The sequence below is a fragment of the Prochlorococcus sp. MIT2302 genome (genome assembly GCF_059772385.1).
The window spans coordinates 1,058,036-1,076,209 of the sequence record NZ_CM186285.1 but is presented as its reverse complement, the minus strand read 5'-3'; the positions used below and the strand labels follow the sequence as shown (position 1 = coordinate 1,076,209).

The window sequence follows — 18,174 nt, the reverse complement described above, 5'->3', positions numbered from 1 at the left end:
GTCGGAGTAGTCTAATTCAGGAAAAGGTTAAAAAATTAAGCTGCTTGCCTCTAATGATTAATCATTATCTATAGTGTAAGCCTCAGGACCCAGAGAAGAAGTATCTCGTAAGTATATGAATGAAGAAATACTGGATAATTTAGTTAGAAAAAGTCTCTTTTTTATAGTAACCGATTGATCATTTTCTATTCTTTTCAGTATGCTTTGAATTCGAATTATTAATGTGTTAGATAGCATGAATTTTTTTGCTTTTTTTAGCAAACCGGCTCTAAAGGGGTGGTTCGTGGCGGACTTTTTTGGATTTATTTTATACTTTAACCTTTGTTTTTGGTATAAAAAAGTACAAATACTTTTTTATTTATTTGGTTTAATTTCGCCGAATAATAGTACGTTATGATTGATTTCTCATACAAAAATGTCAGCTCTAGTATGGTCATATTGAAATGCATTGGACGAGATAGATTTTTCATAGAAAGAGCTATTTTCCCCCAAGAAATTTTTTCTTCCATGGCACCAGAAGGTTCTCATTTGGAAATTTGGGGTATAGAGTCTTATGGGCCAAATTTAGAGCAACGACTCAGAGTATCTGCTTCAAAAAAAGAAGGTCCAGTTGCAGCTTAATTTCTGTGAGTATTTAATTATTCAAAGCAGTAGATATCTTTGCGCAAGTGGTAGTGATTCCGCTGGTTCACAAGTTAAAAGGTCTCCGTTTGCAAAAACCTCATATGTTTGAGGGTCAACTTCTATATTGGGCATTGCACTATTTAGCTTCATTGATTTTTTTGATATTTCTCTTGTATTCGTAACAGCAGCAAAACCTCTTTCTAATTTGAGTTTCTTTGGTACGCCAGCGTCTATTGCAAGCTGACTCAAGAAGTTTAGACATGTTGGATGTATTGCCTTTCCAAAGGAAGAAAACATTGGACGACCATGAACTGGTTGCGGGGTAGGAATTGATGCATTTGCATCTCCCATTTGAGCCCATGCGATTGAACCCCCTTTAACAACTAAGTCAGGTTTGATTCCAAAAAAACCTGGCTTCCAAAGTACTAAGTCTGCTAGTTTTCCAACTTCTATAGAGCCAACATGACAACTAATTCCACGAGCTATTGCAGGATTAATAGTTACCTTCGATATATATCTTTTCAAGCGATGCTTATCATTACGTTTGTTGTCCTCTGGTAATGCTCCTCTTTGAACTTTCATTTTATGAGCAGTTTGAAAAGTTCGGCTAATAACTTCTCCAACTCTTCCCATGGCTTGGGAGTCACTAGCAATAATAGAAAAGGCTCCTAAATCGTGGAGTATATCCTCAGCAGCAATAGTTTCACGACGTATCCTTGATTCGGCAAATGCAACATCCTCAGGGATTTTTGGATCCAAATGATGGCAGACCATCAACATGTCTAAATGCTCTTCAAGAGTATTCAGGGTGAAAGGCCCAGTGGGATTGGTGCTGCTGGGGATGACATTAGATTCCCCGCAAATTTTTATTATGTCGGGAGCATGTCCACCTCCCGCTCCCTCTGTATGAAAGGTATGAATTGTTCTTCCTTTGATTGCTCGAATTGTATCTTCAACAAAACCAGCCTCATTTAACGTATCTGTATGTATGCAAACTTGTACGTCTAATTGATCTGCGACGCTTAGACAAGAATCAATGCAAGATGGAGTGGTTCCCCAGTCTTCATGTAGTTTTAATCCACAAGCACCTGCTCTTACTTGTTATCTAACCCATTTCGGCTTTCATGGCTTCATGGATTCTCTTGCTCATGATTTCATGACCACAATATTGCAAGTGTAATTCTTCTGTTCCCTTGGCGGACTTAGTTTGTGTGTACTTAAGACCTCTGTAAGTTAGCTCAGCCATTGAATTGATGTTGATTGTTCAAGTCCCCGTTCCATGGCTTGAATCTAACTGCGACTCAAATTAAGTCGAACGTTGCTAAATGATACACAATACATTCCCCATCTGTTGAAGCGTCTTTAAAAATTATTATCAATTTAGATCTAAGCTCGTGATGAATTCAACGAATCAAATAAGTAATTTGCTAACGAGCCAGTCTAGAAATGTATGAATCTCTTGAGCCTGCATTGATCCATCCTGTCGCAATGGTTTTTGGATGGGTCTTATTGACACGTCCTCTATGAATATGCGTTAGCCCAGCGGGAAAAATAACTAATTTTCCTCGTTCAGCTTTCTCATGATATTCCTGCCAATGAAACTCTGTTCCTCCTGAATCGACATCATTACAATACAAAATCCATGCTAAGACTCTGTGAACTGGTTCGGTCGCTTCTTCGCTTATAGTCCAGTCGCAGTGCCATTTCTTAAAACCTTCCCCAGGAGCATAACGTTGTAAGTTGAAAATTGGATTAACAAATAGAGATTTTTCAGGAGCACATTCTCTAAAAAGTGGTCGTTCTTGCAGGTATTTTTGAAGCCCAGCATTGACTCCTCTTATTATTACTTCAGACAAAGCAAATGATTCCGGATCAGTTCGATCTATTGCTACCAGGCTGATATCAGTGGAAATCTTTGCAGGATCTGAATAATTATTTGCCCCATTACTGAAGGCGATTCCATCACGATGCAAGTCCGTGCGACGATCGAAAAACGACATCACACCATCTGCAACAGATTCAAAACCTTTATTTCTATAACTAGCTATTAAACTCATTCGATTTTTTTCAAGGTTTTTTGATGTTGGGATAATTTAAATCGCTTGAAAGTACCAATTTAATAAAAATTTGAAATGGAATTTTTCCCTCGTGATGTGCCGGCAGTAGAGTTTATTTCGTTGAATTGATTTTAGTAAAATGGCTATAAATTAAGCAGCAGTCTTGTCTTTGAGAGATCTTAAGTATCTCTTTCTCTGACCGCTACCTTCTACTTCAAAATGCCAAGTGGGTTTTTTGTTGTCAGTTTTTTTTAAGTTAACGCTAGGATTGCCAGTGCTTAACTTCTTCTTAATCGGTGTAGTCATTGGAGTATTAAAGCACATTCTCCAATTCTCTTTGGTTCGGTCGTTACTTATTCTTCTGAGAAATAGGGAATAAAAAAGAGGCCCATTTGGACCTCTCTTGGAAATTAAAAAGAATTTAAACCTTGACTCACGCAATTCCTCGGTTTTTATACGGGTCATCTCTGAAGGGCTGTGCCTCAAAACTTGGAGGTGAGTTATCTTTATAAGGATGAAATAGAGCATTACCCATTGAAATGAGTAATGCTTGAAGCCAAAGAACTGTTTTATTCATTAAGTCCTCTTGTTGGATTTAATCCATATATAAGTTATGTGGAATATTTATACATCAGTAAAAACTCCTCTTGTTGAATTTTTAATTTTCTAGCCAATAGCAATCAAGGAGCTTTCGAGTATCTATTGGAAATAAGAAATTTTGACCCTATCAGAATCCTTGAGGTACCGTTTTTGTCCGAACCTTAAAACCCCAAACCGTAACTCCTCCATTTGCATTTATTGCAGCCAAGGCAGTGTCATCAGGGTGCCAAGCGATTTGGCTTACAAGGTCATCTGCAAATGCTCCACCAACTGGATCACCCTGACCATCTTTTTGGAGAAACCAACAAAAAACTGAACCATCGCGCGCGCCAGAAGCTAAAAGCATTCCGCTATGTGAGAAAGCCAGGCATGAAATGGGTTCAGTATGAAGAATTAACTCTCCTGGCACAGTGCCCTCAGGGCCATCGCCTTGAAAACTCCAAGCTGTCACTCGATCACTACCTCCGGTAGCAAGAACTGTGCCAGTTTGATCAAAAGCTAGGTGGCTTGGTTTGCCTGGATAGCCTGTCATCTCTGAATCTTGATCAGTTGAACGACGCCAGAAATGAACAGAATTATCCTGACTGCCGCATGCCACTATGTCTCCATCTGGACTAAGCACCATTGATACAAGTGAACCTCTCCATTCCAATTTTTGATTGACCTTGTCGCTAGCTACATCAAAAAAAGTTACCTGGCCATAGCATGCTGTTGCTAATTCATTTGAATTAGACCAAGCAATCGCGCTGACAGTGCTGGGATGTGCTTTTGATCTCCAGTACTCTTTACCTTTTTCATCAAAAATATAGACGTATTTAGTAAAAACTACTGCTAAAAATTTTCCGTCTGGAGACCACTTGATGTGCTCAACCCATCCTTTTCCAAGTTCCAAATCGTTAGTTGACTTACCCTCATGACTTTCCCATAAATAAACATGTCCATCCTGGCCAGCAGTAGCAAAAGTATTTCCATTTGGATGAATAGACATTGCTAGTAAGCCACCTTTATGCGTGTTTCTTGCTTGCCAAATGAGCTTTCCAGATTTCCCCTCAAATGCGTAAAGCCCACCAGCGACATCACCTACTAAAAAAATTTGACCTTCTAACGCCCATCCACAGACAATTGCATAGTCGTCAACTTGAGCAGACCAACCTTTGTGCAGCATTCCCTTGGGACTAAATGCTTCTATACCAGACATTTATCAAACTCCCTACTCATTTCTGCTTCATCAAGATTTCTACCGATGAATACAAGTTGGTTGCGGCGAGGTTCATTGCCCCATTCTTTATCAGGTTGAGCTGTGAAAAGCATGTGTACTCCTTGAAAAACTATTCGCCTCGATTCACCCGCATAACTAATAAATCCTTTCGTGCGGAATATATCTACACCTTTCTCTGATAGGAGTCGACTTAGCCACCTATTGAGTTTCTCTGGATCTACATCACCTACTCGCTCGATAGCGAACGATCCTACTTCGTCATCGTGTTCGTGTTCTGCTACCCAAACTCTCTCAGCAATTGGAGAGATTATGGAGGTGTTTTGAGCATTATTTTTGTCATCAGCAGTTGAAGTGCTTACTTTCGTTATTTTTAAATTGAATTCCTCGGCAGTATGTTGAGTGAATAGACCTATATCCCTTGTCTTGTCAATGTTCATCAGGAAGGACTTAGCACCCTCTGATTGAAGTTGCAGGCTAACATGCTTCCCAACGGGGACTATGTTGCCTGGATGCAAAGGTTGTTCTTGTTCGGCATAGAGTCTTACGCATGATTCAGCACCTGTGTTGAGAGATGACTCATCCTTGCCTTGGTCTAATAACAGGACAAGAGACATGGTAGGGTCTGGACCTTCTTCGAGCGTAAGCGCATAGCGACCCTCTTCAAGTGAAAACACACCTGTCCACTCAAATGGATACTCTGGTTCTAGAAAAGTTGGACGTCGCTGAAGTACTTGATCCAGGTCAAAAGCACTGAGATTTAGAACATTATCAATTGAGACGTCTGCTTGTTTACTACGTATTACACGAGCCATACGATTCATGTCGCGTAGCCGGGACTCTAGGTTGTCGAGTGATTCATCTGAAACTAGATCAGTTTTATTTAGAACAAGGACGTCAGCGAAGGCAACTTGCTCGGAACTTTCATCACTTCGACCAAGTTGTTGTTCAATGTGAGCTGCATCAACAAGTGTGACTATGCCGTCAAGTGAAAATTCATCACGGATTTCATCGTCCATGAAAAATGTCTGAGCTACTGGGCCAGGATCAGCAAGACCAGTAGTTTCAACTAATACATAGTCAAACTTGTCTCGTCTCTTCATGAGGTTTCCTAGCACACGAATAAGATCTCCCCGGACGGTGCAGCAGATGCAACCATTCGACATCTCGAAGACCTCTTCATCAGCATTGATTACTAATCCTTGATCAATACCAACTTCACCATATTCATTCTCAATAACTGCTATTTTTTTACCGTGCTCTTCGCTCAGAATTCGATTAAGTAGAGTTGTTTTGCCTGATCCTAGGAAACCAGTCAGTATTGTCACTGGTACTTTTTGCTTGTTGCTCATTTTCTTTAATTAACAATTTGAACAATGTGAGTTATCAATAGAAATATCTGTTAGCCAATACTTTTTGATACCCAATAATTAAAGTGATTTTGATTCAAAATTATCGAGGTTTTTATAATTGTAAGGAATTTTCAATCTTAATGTATGTTTCCCATTCTTTTTTTTAAGAGAATGATTTGAAAATTGAAGTTCTTTTAGATTTGAATCGTAATCAGTTGAAATAGTAAGTTTTAAGACCTTACTTGATCCCATGGTGATTGATCCAGTGCTGCCTGGTCTTCCCAATGATGCTTGTAAGCTTTGTATCCTTTGCCTGGCATCATTTGATTTAAGAATGTCTATCTTTTCTAAAATTGTACATTCTTAAATCTTCAAAAGTTAAGGATTCATTAAGGAATCCCATCTCCCCTCAAGTTCATCGCCCTCTTTCTGATCACATTCTCCACCAAGCGAATCAACAATTGTGCATGTGTTGTGTACTGCTACTGAAACAGTGTTCCCTTCAAGCATTAGACCATCAACAAAGATTTGATTTCTTGCGATAGGAGTGGAAGTTTGTCTGCTTAAGTTTTTCAATAGCTTGGAAGGAGGCTTTTGCTCTGCGAATAACACGTTCACGTTTTTTTCTTTGAGCTCAGCTATCACAGTTGAAATAGTCTCTGGTCTAAGGCTGGAAGAATCTCCAAGGACATCTAATAGACTCAAAGTTTTTAAGCCAAATGCATCTCCGTAATATTCCATCGCTTTATGCTTAGAAACGATAGTCCTTTGATTGCTAGGAATCGTGGCAACTTGTTTTTGAGTCCATAAGTCTAGATCTTCCAAAATAGAATTAACAGATTGAGTTCTCTCTTTTAAAACTTTTTTTGTTTCTCTATCAAAGAAGGAAATTTTCTTATTGATATTTGTAGAAATGACATTTCCCATCTTGATGATGTTATGTGGATCATGCCATACATGAGGATCTAAGCCACCGTGATCATGGTGATGATGATCACCTTCATCTGGGACTTGAGCTATAGGTTCAACATCGTCGCCTGAAACATCCTTAAAGAAATGTTCGTCGGCTTCAAACTCAAAAGGCATATGCTCGGTAAAGAATGCATATTTACCAGCTTTTTTGATTTCTACAGTGAATGTAGTGATGTCTTTCTTATCATTGAATGAAAGAAAATATGCTTTTTCTTGCGCAACAAGTTTGTCATTATTGCGTTTGGTCTCTGAATCCTTAGATCCTAATAATTCTTTAGCAAGCTCTTCTGATGCCTCAATATCACCTGAATTGAGGATAACCATTTTCATTGCAGGATCAGCATAGTCTCCATCGACTTTGGCAAAAGACCATTTGTATGTTCCTGCTGAGAGATCAAAAACACCAGCCCATTCAAAAGCTCCCTCTCCATGTGAATCGCCATGATCATCCTGGTCGTCATGCTTAGCCGCTGAATGATCACCATGATCATCGTGGTCGTCATGATTGTCTATATCTATTGCACTTACGCCGACAACAACAGTTAAGGGATTATCTAACCATTTTTTGATTGCAGGGATCATCTCTGAACCAAGAGTAAATACCTGTTTGGCACTTTGTAGGGTTTGGGCCTGTCTTGGAGTGATCTTGACATCATGAACATCTTGTTTTCTGTCAATTAAGCAGGTGACAGGCGAAGAGGGTGGTGCGATTGCGGAAACAATATCGCAAACTAATGGCTCTACAGCAACAATTGATTTTGAATTTGCCTGTGCACTTTGATGAGCACCAATTGTTAAAACAAAACCAGCAGAAAGAGAACCACTGAGAAGTAATCTTGCACCCAATCTTTTTGTTGAGTCAGCTTTCAAAAGACCTCTAAACATTCAGAATTCAAAAATCAAACACCAATAATATAATGGAAATGATTATCGTTTTACTTTATGTTAGGAAATGCTTTGAAAGATGTAGTAAATCTGGGATTAATCTAAGTAAATTAGTAGCTAGTTAATCCTCAATCGCAAATTTTTACTAGCGAATCACATAAAAAAGCTCCTGTCCAATGGGCAGAAGCTTTTTTTGTGATTTAAGTTTCTATGTGCTTAGAAGCTAAATGCAGTTTCAACAACAACACCATTGTCATCGTCACCAGTACTCGTATCTTCTAAAGAAAAGAATCCAGGAGTGATTGATACATTGTCGTTCAATGCATAAGTGTAGGAAACTTCAAATCCTGTCGAATCTTCAGAGTCATTACCATCAACATCAGTTGAGTTATACGCAGCACTTAATGTTCCAGGGCCAACTTCAAAGTCAACACCAATAAACAGGTCTGTTTGGTCAGCACCAGTCTCAGGATCTGTTGTGTCATAAGCAACGCTGAATGTCGCATCAATTGATTCTGGGCTGTAGTAGATACCACCTCCAAATGTGTCGTATCCTGTCGTTCCGCCTTCACCGTCATTAGAAGCGATTACAAGACCACCACCAAAACCTTCGCCGTCATAACCAAGAGTTACAGTCGTTACATCATCACCATTGTCAGAACCAATTCCAATTGCTGAATCAGTACCACCTACGGATATCAAGCTTGCAGAGGCGACAACACCGTTGTCGTTTGAATATGCAACAGCAACTCCAGGACCAGTTTCTTCACCAGCCTCAGAGAAAGGCATTGCTCCCAGTCTGAAACTTCCCGAGTATGCTGAAGTTGTAGCAGCAAGAACATCATCCTGGGCAAGCACAGGACCAGCAGTTACCTCTAGATCTCCTACAGGAAAAGCATAAAAAAGAGAAGATATTTTTAGAGTTGCACCGTCTTCTACAGCACTATCCATGCTTGCGAGTGGACCACTGGCATTACCTGCTTCAATGCCTGCCGAAAGTAGATCTTCACCAGTAAAACTAGAGCTGATTTCTAGCTCATATCCATATTGCATATAAAGCTCTTCTTCCGTATCGGATGTTCCACCATTCGCTACAGAACCAACTGTGAAAAAAGCGCCACCACCAAGAGTTGTGGATGATGAGAATGAAGTATCTGCATTAACTGCAACAGGAGCCATTAGGCCCAAGGCAGCAGGAGCCACGAGCAAACGCTGAAAAAGTTTCAAAGTGTCCTCACACTAAAAAATACTTGAAAATGATAATCGTTTCGGTTTGACCCTGGCAAGTATATAATAATTTTTGTCAGCAAATCCTCTAACTGATGCCTTGTTTGATTGCTGAAAATCTCACATATTCTTATTCAACTCAAATTCCACCTGCTTTAAATAAAGTTTCTCTTAAGCTGCAACCAGGAACTTTGACTGCTCTTGTTGGCCCTAATGGTGCAGGCAAGTCCACATTGTTAAGCTTGCTGCAAGGAACCAGCAGACCAGATCAAGGAGAAATCACTGTTGGTGGAAAACCATTAATTCATAATCGAGCTCAAGTTGCTTTAATGCCTCAAAGGGGAAAGTTAAATTGGAATTTTCCCATAACTGTTGAAGGATTAGTTGCTTTAGGTCGAGTGAATCATTCTAAATCCACTTGTTGTGAGCTTGAGGCTGCCCTTCAGCGTGTTGGAATATCTCATTTAGCGAAAAGACGACTGGATGCTTTATCGGGTGGTCAGCAACAAAGAGCATTACTCGCTAAAACCTTGATGAATCCAGCCACTATTTTTTTACTTGATGAACCTTGTTCCGCACTCGATCCACCGGCAAAAGAAGATTTTCTGATAATTATTCGTCAGTTAGCCGATTCTGGGCTGACAGTTTTTGTCAGTAGTCACGATTGGGGTACATCTTTAAATGCTTATGACAAGGTTATTGTTCTCGATAAGATTATCTTGGCCTCTGGAAACCCTCAAGAAGTCCAAGAAAAACTTAGTTCAATTAATTATTTGAGGTGGAAAATATAAGTGTGATTAGTAATCATTTAAGCTTATCAAGCATTCAATTCTTTAGAACAATTCTGGCAGATTCCAAAGTATTCAAGGGTATGAAACAACAGTTCAAATTTATTAGACACTTTTTTCGATATATCTACTGTTTTGACGGGACATCCCTGTAATCGAGTAGTTTCTCCACAACTTACACAAGTTAAATGATGAATATCTCTTTCGACTGGAGCATAAAGAACCTCACCGTTAGGAAGATGTCTCGATCTGATCAAACCTTGCTTAACTAGTACTTGCAGGTTTCTATAGACAGTGGTTAGACCCATCGCCTTTTCACCGTTATGCAGTTTTCTATGCAGTTCTTGCCCGCTCAGTTCATCGGTACATTTCTTAAGTTCATTGAGAATTTGTTCTTGTCGCTTGGTGATTTCAGGTTTGCTGGTACTCATTATCAAGATCTTAATTTGATCTCTAATACTGACCATACTTAATCATTTGCTTAATGTCTTTTATCAATACGAATTGGTGGATAATTCCTCTTTTGATCACTTCCTTTTCAGGAGTGCTTTGTCCTGCTATGGGAACTGTATTGATTACGCATAAAAGGCTGCTTCAAGTAAATTTAATTTCACACTGTGTTCTGCCTGGACTTGCCTTGGCTATGGCGCTTGGTATGGATCCTTCTATTGGTGGAGTCATTAGTGGTTTGGTAGGAGCTATTGCAGCAGAAAGTTTGACAAATAAAAAAAATCAAAATTATGAAGCTGTGATGAATACAATTCTTGCTGGCTCGATGGGACTTGGTGTTCTTCTTATACCTCTACTTGGGATCAGGATTGATTTGGAGGCTGTTTTATTTGGAGATTTACTAACTGCAAATTTTAGCGATTTGTTTAGAACTTTGATTGCTTTTTCGGCATTTATTTCCTTATTGATTTTTGGTTACGACAAACTTGTTCATATTGGTTTAGATCCTGAAGGTGCTGCTGCAAGTGGAGTGAATGTATCTTTTTTGAATTTAGCTCTTGGCTTTACAACTGCACTTGTCATTGTCAGCTCGATGTCAGCAGTGGGAATCATTCTTGTTATTGCTTTACTTTCAACCCCAACTTTGTTGGGGTTACAGAAGGCTAGATCGCTGTGGATTGCGATGGTTCGTTCTTCAATATTTGGGTTAGTTTTATCACTAATAGGTTTTTCGCTCGCTATGATCCTAAACTTGCCTCCTGGCCCTCTAATTAGTGTTCTTTGTGTGATTTCATTGATTGTGCTGCCAAGGAATAGATAGATTTATGTTTAAATATTTTTAGTTAGAGAAGTACTCTCACTTGAGAAAGTTGAAAAACGATTGGTTTAGATCAAGAAATTTGAAAATACTAACGATTTCGTTTTGAATTCAATATTATAAATTTACTTGGATTAATACACTCCACCCTCTAATTGATTAACTCATGAAGAGAACTCAACTCAATGTAAGTATTGACCCAAAACTCTTAGAGAAGATTAAAGAGAGTGCCAGGCTCTCTGGCAAATCATTAGTTGGTTATGTTTCTGAATGTTTTGTTAATCAAATTGAGAATCTTCCTGTTGAATCGATAGATTCTCGATTTCAAATGATTGAGAAAAGGCTTCAAGCAATAGAAAAAAATATTCAATTAATAAATCCTCAAACTCAAAAAACTCGATCTTTTACATCTATAGAATTGAAAAATTTTAATGAATTTGTCAAGGCTGTTTTTAAAAAAGAGTCAAAAAGGAAAGGATATAAAACAATAAAAGAAGCATGGAATGATTTTATCAATCACATCAACTGTTTTGATCAATGGGATGAGACGTTTTCATTTAGACTTAAGGAATCTCTTTTTTTTGAACATGGCGACCCTTTAACAAGCGATGAAATTAATCATCTTAAAGAGGGAGAGATATGCCCTCAACCAATTAGAACAGGTATAATAAATTGGATAAATAATTCATCTAGAGGTCAGTGTTGCTGTTCCGTTAAGGATTTTCCCTCGCAGCAACAAATTTGCGAAAAGGGGCAAACTCTTGTAGAAGATATCTATTCTTAGGTAAAACTTGATTACTTTTTGAATGCCATTAAAACCTAAGTTATCATGAACAGTTTAATGAGGTTCCGTTTGTTTTAGAAGTATTTCTAATTTAATAATAAAATTCTAGATTTAATAATCTAAACATTAGTCAGGATTGATATGGGTTGCACAAGGCATCCATAATTTACCCATTTTATGAACACCAATACATCCGAGTTTTTTTGCTTCGATTTCTGCCTGAGATTTAGTTGGGTAAGCATCTATATTTTTTGAAGAAGGAGAATATGAACGATTGATTGACTCCTGAATAGCATTATTCTCTGGACTCCATACCTTTAGTCCCATAGTTGTTATTCCTGCAGAAAATATACCCATTCCTACTATTGAGGCATTCACAACTCCCATGGCTACTACGCCTATAGAAACGACACCCATGGGAACAATCCCAATCGTAATAATTCCCATCGGAACAATTCCAATGGATATAAATCCGAGTGGTGCAATCCCAAATGCAATTTTTTTTGGCTTACTTCCGCAATGGGAAGGACCTTCGGAATTTTTCTGATCATTATTTGACTTTTTCATTATCTAGAAATATCAGTGATGATGGTGATCTCCAGTATGAGATTTATGATTGCCTTTCTCCTAATAATCTGCATGACTTTTGCAAGGCATCCATTTCTCTCCCATTTTATGAGCTCCGGTGCAATTGAAATCTTTTGCTGCTTTTTCGGCTTCTGCTTTCGTTTCAAAAAGTGCAGGAGTTCGGTTTGTTTGGGAATTGCCAGAGCATCCCATCAAAGAAAAAGATATCGAAATAACGATCGTAGCGAAAATACTTCTGAGATTGTTCATCTTTCTAGCTTTGCCTAGTTCGTCTAGCTTAAGCCTACTGAAATACGGAGAGTTGTCATTAAAAACATTGAAAGCCCCTGAGATAAAGATCAATTGAAATAATCAACAAATATAGATCTTTCTCTTTCAACACTTTGGCTTTGACAACAAAATTTTTAATTTCCTGCCGAGAAAACCAAACGCCCTAAATATTTGTAGCGAAAGAATCTTTCACCTGTAGTAAAAAGGACACTTTTAAGGGCTCCTAACGTTTCCTGAGGTTATATTTTCTGCATATAGTTTTACTAGTATAGCTAGTTTTTGATATCTATGAAGCTTTTCTCTCGATTGCTCCTGTTTCCCGCTTCGTTGGGTCTTTTGGCTCCAGCATGTGTCGAAGCTGGCGGTGGCGATCATAAGGGTCATCATGATCACCATGGTGGTGACATGAATATGGGGGATTCATACCCTTCAAATATGTTTATGGGAAAAACGACTTTTGTTTTGGGTGGAGTAGATGGCGAAATGATTCTGGAATGGGTGGAATGTCTACTTCTGAGGAGAAGGATGGGACAGTTTTTCATTACGATACAAAGCTGATGTTTATGACCAGTTTTACTGGCCAAGACATGCTTAAGACTGCTGTTCGCGTAGGTAATTTTGGCATGTTGGAGCCCTTCGGAATGATGGGTTAGGTAAGAATAGATACTGCTTTTAGAATTAGTGATTCGATAGAGCTTCACAAGGCTTATTACCAATTCCCTATTGGCGACGATATTCAAGTAACTTTTGGCCCCAAGCTTCGCCAAGATGATTTGCTCGGAGTATGGCCTAGTACTTACCCAAGTGATGGAGTTTTATTTGTATTAAATCAGGCAGGTGCGAATGATACTTATTCCAAAAAGATGGGGGCGGGCGCGGGAATTACTTGCTCCCATGACAAATTAGTTGCTTCTGCACTTTTCGTTTCGGAAGACGCATCAAATTCTTCTATCGGCTTTTTAGCTGATGAAGGTAAAGACCACATAACAACTCAGATTGCATGGGTTGATGAAAAATTTACTTTTGCAGCTGCATACACACAGGCCGATAATGGGAACACTGATAATTCTCCAGACATTAACGACTACTCATCCTTTGGAGTTAGTGGTAGCTATAAATTCGGAAATGACTATAGCTTGAGTGCAGGAATGGTATGGAAACATCCTGATAATGAGGATGCTACTGATACTGCAATGAATAAGGTAGAGGATGGCAATACATGGTCCGTTGGATTCTTATGGAATGATGCGTTTGTTGAGGGTAAATAGCTTGGCTTTGGTGTTGGAACAGCCGAAACTCATAGAGATGAAAGTGGTTATGACGATCCTTTTGCTTGGGAAGCTTTTTATGATTTCAGAGTGAACGATAACGTGATCGTTACTCCAGCTGTCTTTGTTATTGAGAAAGATGGTAAAGGGGAAGTTAATGGGGCTTTGGTGAAAACTACTTTTAAGTTCTAGTCTTTGCCTTTCTTAATTACTGCTTGGCTATCTATCTGAATCAGGCGTATTTTTTACTCTAATTACTTTTGATTGTTGATGCCGATGAGTGGAATTGAACCACCGACCTACTGGTTACGAATCAGTTGCTCTACCCCTGAGCTACACCGGCATTAGAATAAAGCTACCATCTTTAATTTTATTTTTGAGCAACTCTAATAAGCCTGAATCCAATCTTGATCCTAATTTAAGAGCTCGATTATTGAAAGAGACTAAAAATCCTTATCGGGGATTGAGAAGAGCTGTTTGGATAGCACTTTTTGGATCAGCGGCCTTAGGCTTATTTATCATGCTTACCAATGTGATTGCGGGCGATACTGTTTCTCTTAATGATCTTGCAATTCAAATTTCAGCATTAGTAATTCTCGGATTTTTGTTGTTTAAAGATAGGAGTAAAGAAGACGTAAATTAGTGATCTGCTTTTTTAATTATATTTTTTTAGATTTTGGGTCCAACTAATAAGCGAAGTTAATTGGTCAATTTTCTTCTTTGAGTAACAAGCTTGAAGGCTTCTATTTGATCTCCTTCTTCCCAGTTTGCAAAGCGATCACAACCTATCCCGCATTCGAACCCTGTTGAAACGTCTTTTACGTCATCTTTATTTCTTTTTAGTGAATCTAGATCGCCTTCAAAAACGATTTGCTTGCCTCTTTTGACTCTGGCCCGGCAATTTCGTTGTATTTTTCCATTGGTTACGTAGCAGCCAGCAACAGCACTTTTGCCAATTGAGAATATTGCTCTAACCTCAGCTACACCCAAAGCTTCTTCTATCATTTCTGGCTCTAAAAGACCTTCCATTGCTAGTTGAATATCCTCTAGAAGTTTATAAATAACCTCGTAATCTCTTACGTCAACACCATTTGCATCAGCCGCGCGCTTGGCGCCCGATGCCATTGAAGTGTTGAATCCAACTATAACTGCGCCCGATGCCGCTGCTAAGTCAACATCAGTCTCAGTAATTTCGCCTGGAGCTGAAAGCAATACTCTCACTTGGACTTCATCTTTAGGAAGCTGTTCTAGAGAACCAAGTATTGCTTCTAAACTTCCTTGAACGTCAGCTTTGAGGATGATATTTAATTCTTTAAGTTCCCCCTCACTTGCTTGTCCAGACATCGACGAAAGTGAAACTCGTCTGGAAGCCATTTGCTGCGCGAGTCTTGCGGCCCTAGCGTCTGTGGCGCGTTCTCCAACCACTGCTCTTGCGGCCTTCTCATCTGGGTAAACCTCGAACTCATCACCCGCTGTTGGTACTTCACTGAATCCAAGAGCTTCGACTGGACAAGATGGCCCTGCTTTTTTAATCCTGGATCCATTTTCATCTACCATTGCTCTAACTTTTCCAAGCACTGGACCAGCAGCGACCACATCTCCTGATTTAAGTGTGCCGTTTTGAACTAGTAATGTTGCAACAGGCCCTTTCGCTTTGTCTAAATGGGCTTCAATCACAGTACCTTTTGCCAATCTGTCTGGGTTTGCTTGTAAATCTTCTACCTCAGTTACGAGCAAAACCATCTCTAAAAGTTTGTCTATGTTTTCGCCTTTGATGGCACTGACGGGAACCATTACTACGTCTCCTCCCCATTCTTCTGACAATAAATCTTGCTCTGAAAGCTCTTGTTTTACACGGTCGGGAGAAGATCCTTCTTTATCAATTTTGTTAATTGCTACGACAATTGGCACTTTTGCTGCTCTTGCATGGCTAATCGCTTCAAGGGTTTGAGGCCTAACTCCGTCATCAGCAGCAACAACTAAAATCGCTACATCTGTAACCCTGGTTCCTCTGGCTCTCATTGCAGTGAAAGCTTCATGTCCAGGTGTGTCAAGGAAGGTTAGTTTCTTCGTAGATCCATCATGTTGAGTTTCGATTTGATAAGCACCAATGTGTTGAGTTATCCCCCCAGCTTCTCCAGCTGCAACTCTCGCTTTTCTTATGGCGTCTAGCAAAGATGTTTTTCCATGATCAACGTGACCCATCACAGTAACGACGGGAGGTCTTCTTATTAAATGTTTTAAATCGCCTTCCTCAATCATTTCAACTGTTTTCTTCGCAGCCTCTTCAACATCATCTTGAAGAACCGGTACCCCGAATTCCTCGGCAACTGTTTCGATTGTTGCGAGGTCAAGTGATTGAGTGACGGTTGCAGTAATCCCTTTAAAAAATAATGATTTAATGATTTCAGAACTTTCAACACTCAGCATGTCAGCAAGTTCTTGAACTGTGAGATTGTCTTCTGGGACAACAATCATTTCAGGTCTTACAAGCTTTGCCTCTCGAGCGGCTCTTAGTTCCATTGCACGTCTTCTTTGCCTTTGACGAGTTGTTTCTTTTTTACGTTTTTTAAGAGCAGTTAAAGGCTTTCCATTATTTCTCTTACTAGATTTCGGCTTCGATGGTCGAGCCAAGCTTGCTGAAAGAACGACTGCTTGTTGCTCTCCAGCAAATCCACTTGTCTCAGCAGTTAGAGCATCATCATTCTCTCCAATAATGTGGACTTTCTGGCGCTGTTTTTGAGGCGATTTATTTCTTAAGGCATCTAACTTTGCGCTGTCATCCCAATCAGGCCTGCCTGTCCTTCTGGGAGGGGCTGCCGTGCCACCTGGCCTATGAGCGGGCTTCTTGGGAGCGGATGGGGTTGGCCTATTAACTGGTGGCCTAGCTCCAGTTTGGTTCTCTCGTTTGGGTTTAGGACTGGTTGAAGAATCAGATTTCCTTTGAGGAGCACTTGGCCTCGCTTGAGGCTTTTGCAGTTGCATTAACTCACTTGGTGCAACTGGCTTTCTCATACCAGATGGAACTCCTGGACGATTGCTAGAACGGTTTGAAACACCAGCTGCCCTGGTAGGAACTCCAGGTCTATTTTGCAGACCGCCTCGATTTGGAGATCCAGAACGGACTGGTCCTACAGATCGATTATTAGATCCCGGACGATTTTGACCTTGCATAGGTCGATTTGCTACTCCACCTCGATTAGGACTTTGCCTATTTTGTGAACCAGGACGACTTGGTCCTCGTCCACCCGCTCTATTATTAGAAACAGGTCGATTTGATAATCCTTGACGATTTGAAGAGACTGGCGGTTTTGGCGCTCCAGGTCTTGATGGAATTATTGGTTTAGTCCTTGCCTCGTTAGTCTGAGGTTTATTTATAGGTTTTTCTCTTCGTATGGGGGCTCCTACAAGTTCAAGAGTATTTCCTTTAGTTGGAGGATGTGGCTTTCTCGAGGGCGAAGCCTGTTTGTTTTGGCTTTTGATTCTTTGTAAATTTCCTGGGGCAACTTTCTGAGGAGAAATACCACCTTGATTGAGTCTAGCTTTTGTCTTGTCTTTGTTAGGTTCTAATTGTTTTTTATCTTGAATATTTATCTTTGGTCTGCTTGGTGCTATGGGCCTCTTAGGTTCCTGTCTGTAAATTTGTTTTGATTGATTTACGTTTTTGTTTTCTTTATTAAGTTCATGAAGGGGAATTTCCCTTTCAGATTGAGTTAAGGGCTTAGAAATAGTTTGTTTAATTTCTTGTCTTGGCCTAGGAGGAAGTGGTTTGTTTGGTTTAGAAGGTGCTGTTATTTTCTGTTGTCGATCTGGAAATTTATTCTTTAAATTTTTTGAATTATCGGATTGAGTCAATTCTTGAGTTTTTACAGAAGGTGGACTTGGCTTTAAAGGTACATTTAACTTAGTTTCTGAACTAACTGATGGTTCAGGAGAATTTTGCTTAAGTTCAGGCTTCTGATTCTTTTGAGTTTTGACAGGATTTTTTTTAACGGAAAGAATTTCTTTTTCTAATTTTTGACTAGGTTCAATAATTATTTTTTTTCTGTTGCCTTTTTTTAGAAAATCTTTGATTTGATTTGCTTCAACAATGCTTATAGAACTGCTATGGCTCTTAGCTGCTATGGAAAGTTTACGAGCTGCGTCCAGCACATCTTTATTGTCAAGGCTTAAATCCTTGGACAATTCATAAATTCTGATTTTGCCGCTGCTGGTCATTAATGTTGTGCTTGAACTTTAGATTTGGTTTTTGAGTTAACTGAGTTCTCTTAATGAA

At 39.4% G+C, this 18,174-nt stretch carries 17 protein-coding genes, 1 tRNA gene and 2 pseudogenes; 7 read left to right on the top strand and 13 right to left on the bottom strand.

Annotation, left to right across the window (positions count from 1 at the left end):
- The first annotated feature begins 393 nt into the window (after positions 1–393).
- Positions 394–621, top strand: a complete 228-nt coding sequence (locus AC6EI2_RS06315; protein WP_498461514.1) for a DUF1830 domain-containing protein — start codon at positions 394–396, stop codon at positions 619–621.
- 21 nt (positions 622–642) lie between these two features.
- Here the strand turns inward: AC6EI2_RS06315 and AC6EI2_RS06310 are convergent.
- The 8 genes and pseudogenes from AC6EI2_RS06310 to AC6EI2_RS06275 all read right to left on the bottom strand — a co-directional run.
- Positions 643–1,725 (bottom strand): annotated as a pseudogene (locus AC6EI2_RS06310) (urease subunit alpha); the annotation flags it as partial.
- Positions 1,726–1,729: 4 nt separating this feature from the next.
- The gene (locus AC6EI2_RS06305; RefSeq protein WP_498461513.1) at positions 1,730–1,870 is read right to left on the bottom strand and encodes a hypothetical protein; all 141 of its coding nucleotides are present in this window, start codon (positions 1,868–1,870) and stop codon (positions 1,730–1,732) included.
- A 181-nt stretch (positions 1,871–2,051) separates the two neighbouring features.
- Positions 2,052–2,681, bottom strand: coding sequence for a 2OG-Fe(II) oxygenase (locus tag AC6EI2_RS06300; RefSeq protein ID WP_498461512.1), 630 nt, complete (start codon positions 2,679–2,681; stop codon positions 2,052–2,054).
- 433 nt (positions 2,682–3,114) lie between these two features.
- Positions 3,115–3,258 carry a hypothetical protein gene (locus AC6EI2_RS06295; RefSeq protein WP_498461511.1) on the bottom strand — a complete coding sequence of 48 codons (144 nt, stop codon included), beginning with the start codon at positions 3,256–3,258 and terminating at the stop codon, positions 3,115–3,117.
- 150 nt (positions 3,259–3,408) lie between these two features.
- A complete protein-coding gene (locus tag AC6EI2_RS06290; protein ID WP_498461510.1) occupies positions 3,409–4,479 on the bottom strand; it encodes a WD40 repeat domain-containing protein in 1,071 nt (356 codons plus the stop codon).
- Positions 4,467–5,849, bottom strand: coding sequence for a CobW family GTP-binding protein (locus AC6EI2_RS06285; protein WP_498461509.1), 1,383 nt, complete (start codon positions 5,847–5,849; stop codon positions 4,467–4,469). Before AC6EI2_RS06285 ends, AC6EI2_RS06290 begins: the two co-directional genes overlap by 13 nt.
- A 378-nt stretch (positions 5,850–6,227) precedes the next feature.
- Positions 6,228–7,706, bottom strand: a complete 1,479-nt coding sequence (locus AC6EI2_RS06280) for a metal ABC transporter solute-binding protein, Zn/Mn family (protein WP_498461508.1) — start codon at positions 7,704–7,706, stop codon at positions 6,228–6,230.
- A gap of 216 nt (positions 7,707–7,922) precedes the next feature.
- Positions 7,923–8,933: a porin gene (locus AC6EI2_RS06275; protein ID WP_498461507.1), complete on the bottom strand. Its 1,011-nt coding sequence runs from the start codon at positions 8,931–8,933 to the stop codon at positions 7,923–7,925.
- Positions 8,934–9,118: 185 nt separating this feature from the next.
- Here AC6EI2_RS06275 and AC6EI2_RS06270 point away from each other — a divergent pair.
- A pseudogene (locus AC6EI2_RS06270) lies at positions 9,119–9,724 on the top strand (ABC transporter ATP-binding protein); the annotation flags it as partial.
- A gap of 26 nt (positions 9,725–9,750) precedes the next feature.
- On the opposite strand, the gene AC6EI2_RS06265 reads toward AC6EI2_RS06270, so the two are convergent.
- The gene (locus AC6EI2_RS06265; RefSeq protein WP_498461506.1) at positions 9,751–10,152 is read right to left on the bottom strand and encodes a Fur family transcriptional regulator; all 402 of its coding nucleotides are present in this window, start codon (positions 10,150–10,152) and stop codon (positions 9,751–9,753) included.
- A 53-nt stretch (positions 10,153–10,205) separates the two neighbouring features.
- On the opposite strand from AC6EI2_RS06265, the gene AC6EI2_RS06260 reads away from it, so the two are divergent.
- Together AC6EI2_RS06260 and AC6EI2_RS06255 are read left to right on the top strand one after the other, a co-directional pair.
- On the top strand, positions 10,206–10,991 hold the full coding sequence (locus tag AC6EI2_RS06260; protein WP_498461505.1) for a metal ABC transporter permease: 786 nt from the start codon (positions 10,206–10,208) through the stop codon (positions 10,989–10,991).
- 163 nt (positions 10,992–11,154) lie between these two features.
- Positions 11,155–11,772, top strand: a complete 618-nt coding sequence (locus AC6EI2_RS06255) for a hypothetical protein (RefSeq protein WP_498461504.1) — start codon at positions 11,155–11,157, stop codon at positions 11,770–11,772.
- A 126-nt stretch (positions 11,773–11,898) separates the two neighbouring features.
- On the opposite strand, the gene AC6EI2_RS06250 is transcribed toward AC6EI2_RS06255, so the two are convergent.
- Both AC6EI2_RS06250 and AC6EI2_RS06245 read right to left on the bottom strand, forming a co-directional pair.
- The gene (locus AC6EI2_RS06250) at positions 11,899–12,339 is read right to left on the bottom strand and encodes a DUF3721 domain-containing protein (RefSeq protein ID WP_498461503.1); all 441 of its coding nucleotides are present in this window, start codon (positions 12,337–12,339) and stop codon (positions 11,899–11,901) included.
- Positions 12,340–12,399: 60 nt separating this feature from the next.
- Positions 12,400–12,609: a DUF3721 domain-containing protein gene (locus tag AC6EI2_RS06245; protein ID WP_498461502.1), complete on the bottom strand. Its 210-nt coding sequence runs from the start codon at positions 12,607–12,609 to the stop codon at positions 12,400–12,402.
- Positions 12,610–12,918: 309 nt separating this feature from the next.
- Between AC6EI2_RS06245 and AC6EI2_RS06240 the strand changes: the two genes are divergently transcribed.
- Together AC6EI2_RS06240 and AC6EI2_RS06235 are read left to right on the top strand one after the other, a co-directional pair.
- Complete coding sequence (locus AC6EI2_RS06240; protein WP_498461501.1) at positions 12,919–13,188, top strand: hypothetical protein; 270 nt, start codon at positions 12,919–12,921, stop codon at positions 13,186–13,188.
- A gap of 215 nt (positions 13,189–13,403) precedes the next feature.
- The gene (locus AC6EI2_RS06235; RefSeq protein ID WP_498461500.1) at positions 13,404–13,898 is read left to right on the top strand and encodes a hypothetical protein; all 495 of its coding nucleotides are present in this window, start codon (positions 13,404–13,406) and stop codon (positions 13,896–13,898) included.
- Between the two features lie 271 nt (positions 13,899–14,169).
- Here AC6EI2_RS06235 and AC6EI2_RS06230 read toward each other — a convergent pair.
- Positions 14,170–14,241 (bottom strand) — tRNA-Thr (locus AC6EI2_RS06230).
- A gap of 33 nt (positions 14,242–14,274) precedes the next feature.
- Between AC6EI2_RS06230 and AC6EI2_RS06225 the strand changes: the two genes are divergently transcribed.
- On the top strand, positions 14,275–14,541 hold the full coding sequence (locus AC6EI2_RS06225; RefSeq protein WP_498461499.1) for a DUF3493 domain-containing protein: 267 nt from the start codon (positions 14,275–14,277) through the stop codon (positions 14,539–14,541).
- 56 nt (positions 14,542–14,597) lie between these two features.
- Here the strand turns inward: AC6EI2_RS06225 and infB are convergent, their stop codons facing one another.
- Positions 14,598–18,116: a translation initiation factor IF-2 gene (infB, locus tag AC6EI2_RS06220; RefSeq protein ID WP_498461498.1), complete on the bottom strand. Its 3,519-nt coding sequence runs from the start codon at positions 18,114–18,116 to the stop codon at positions 14,598–14,600.
- Between the last annotated feature and the right edge of the window lie 58 nt (positions 18,117–18,174).

What these genes read in the sequence shown, in the direction of transcription:
- AC6EI2_RS06255 (WP_498461504.1), top strand. Translation starts at nt 11,155, where the DNA reads ATGAAGAGAACTCAACTCAATGTAAGTATTGACCCAAAACTCTTAGAG.
- AC6EI2_RS06315 (WP_498461514.1), top strand. Translation starts at nt 394, where the DNA reads ATGATTGATTTCTCATACAAAAATGTCAGCTCTAGTATGGTCATATTG.
- AC6EI2_RS06245 (WP_498461502.1), bottom strand. Translation starts at nt 12,609, where the DNA reads ATGAACAATCTCAGAAGTATTTTCGCTACGATCGTTATTTCGATATCT.
- AC6EI2_RS06285 (WP_498461509.1), bottom strand. Translation starts at nt 5,849, where the DNA reads ATGAGCAACAAGCAAAAAGTACCAGTGACAATACTGACTGGTTTCCTA.
- AC6EI2_RS06300 (WP_498461512.1), bottom strand. Translation starts at nt 2,681, where the DNA reads ATGAGTTTAATAGCTAGTTATAGAAATAAAGGTTTTGAATCTGTTGCA.
- AC6EI2_RS06295 (WP_498461511.1), bottom strand. Translation starts at nt 3,258, where the DNA reads ATGAATAAAACAGTTCTTTGGCTTCAAGCATTACTCATTTCAATGGGT.
- AC6EI2_RS06250 (WP_498461503.1), bottom strand. Translation starts at nt 12,339, where the DNA reads ATGAAAAAGTCAAATAATGATCAGAAAAATTCCGAAGGTCCTTCCCAT.
- AC6EI2_RS06280 (WP_498461508.1), bottom strand. Translation starts at nt 7,706, where the DNA reads ATGTTTAGAGGTCTTTTGAAAGCTGACTCAACAAAAAGATTGGGTGCA.
- AC6EI2_RS06265 (WP_498461506.1), bottom strand. Translation starts at nt 10,152, where the DNA reads ATGAGTACCAGCAAACCTGAAATCACCAAGCGACAAGAACAAATTCTC.
- infB (WP_498461498.1), bottom strand. Translation starts at nt 18,116, where the DNA reads ATGACCAGCAGCGGCAAAATCAGAATTTATGAATTGTCCAAGGATTTA.
- AC6EI2_RS06290 (WP_498461510.1), bottom strand. Translation starts at nt 4,479, where the DNA reads ATGTCTGGTATAGAAGCATTTAGTCCCAAGGGAATGCTGCACAAAGGT.
- AC6EI2_RS06305 (WP_498461513.1), bottom strand. Translation starts at nt 1,870, where the DNA reads ATGGCTGAGCTAACTTACAGAGGTCTTAAGTACACACAAACTAAGTCC.
- AC6EI2_RS06260 (WP_498461505.1), top strand. Translation starts at nt 10,206, where the DNA reads ATGTCTTTTATCAATACGAATTGGTGGATAATTCCTCTTTTGATCACT.
- AC6EI2_RS06240 (WP_498461501.1), top strand. Translation starts at nt 12,919, where the DNA reads ATGAAGCTTTTCTCTCGATTGCTCCTGTTTCCCGCTTCGTTGGGTCTT.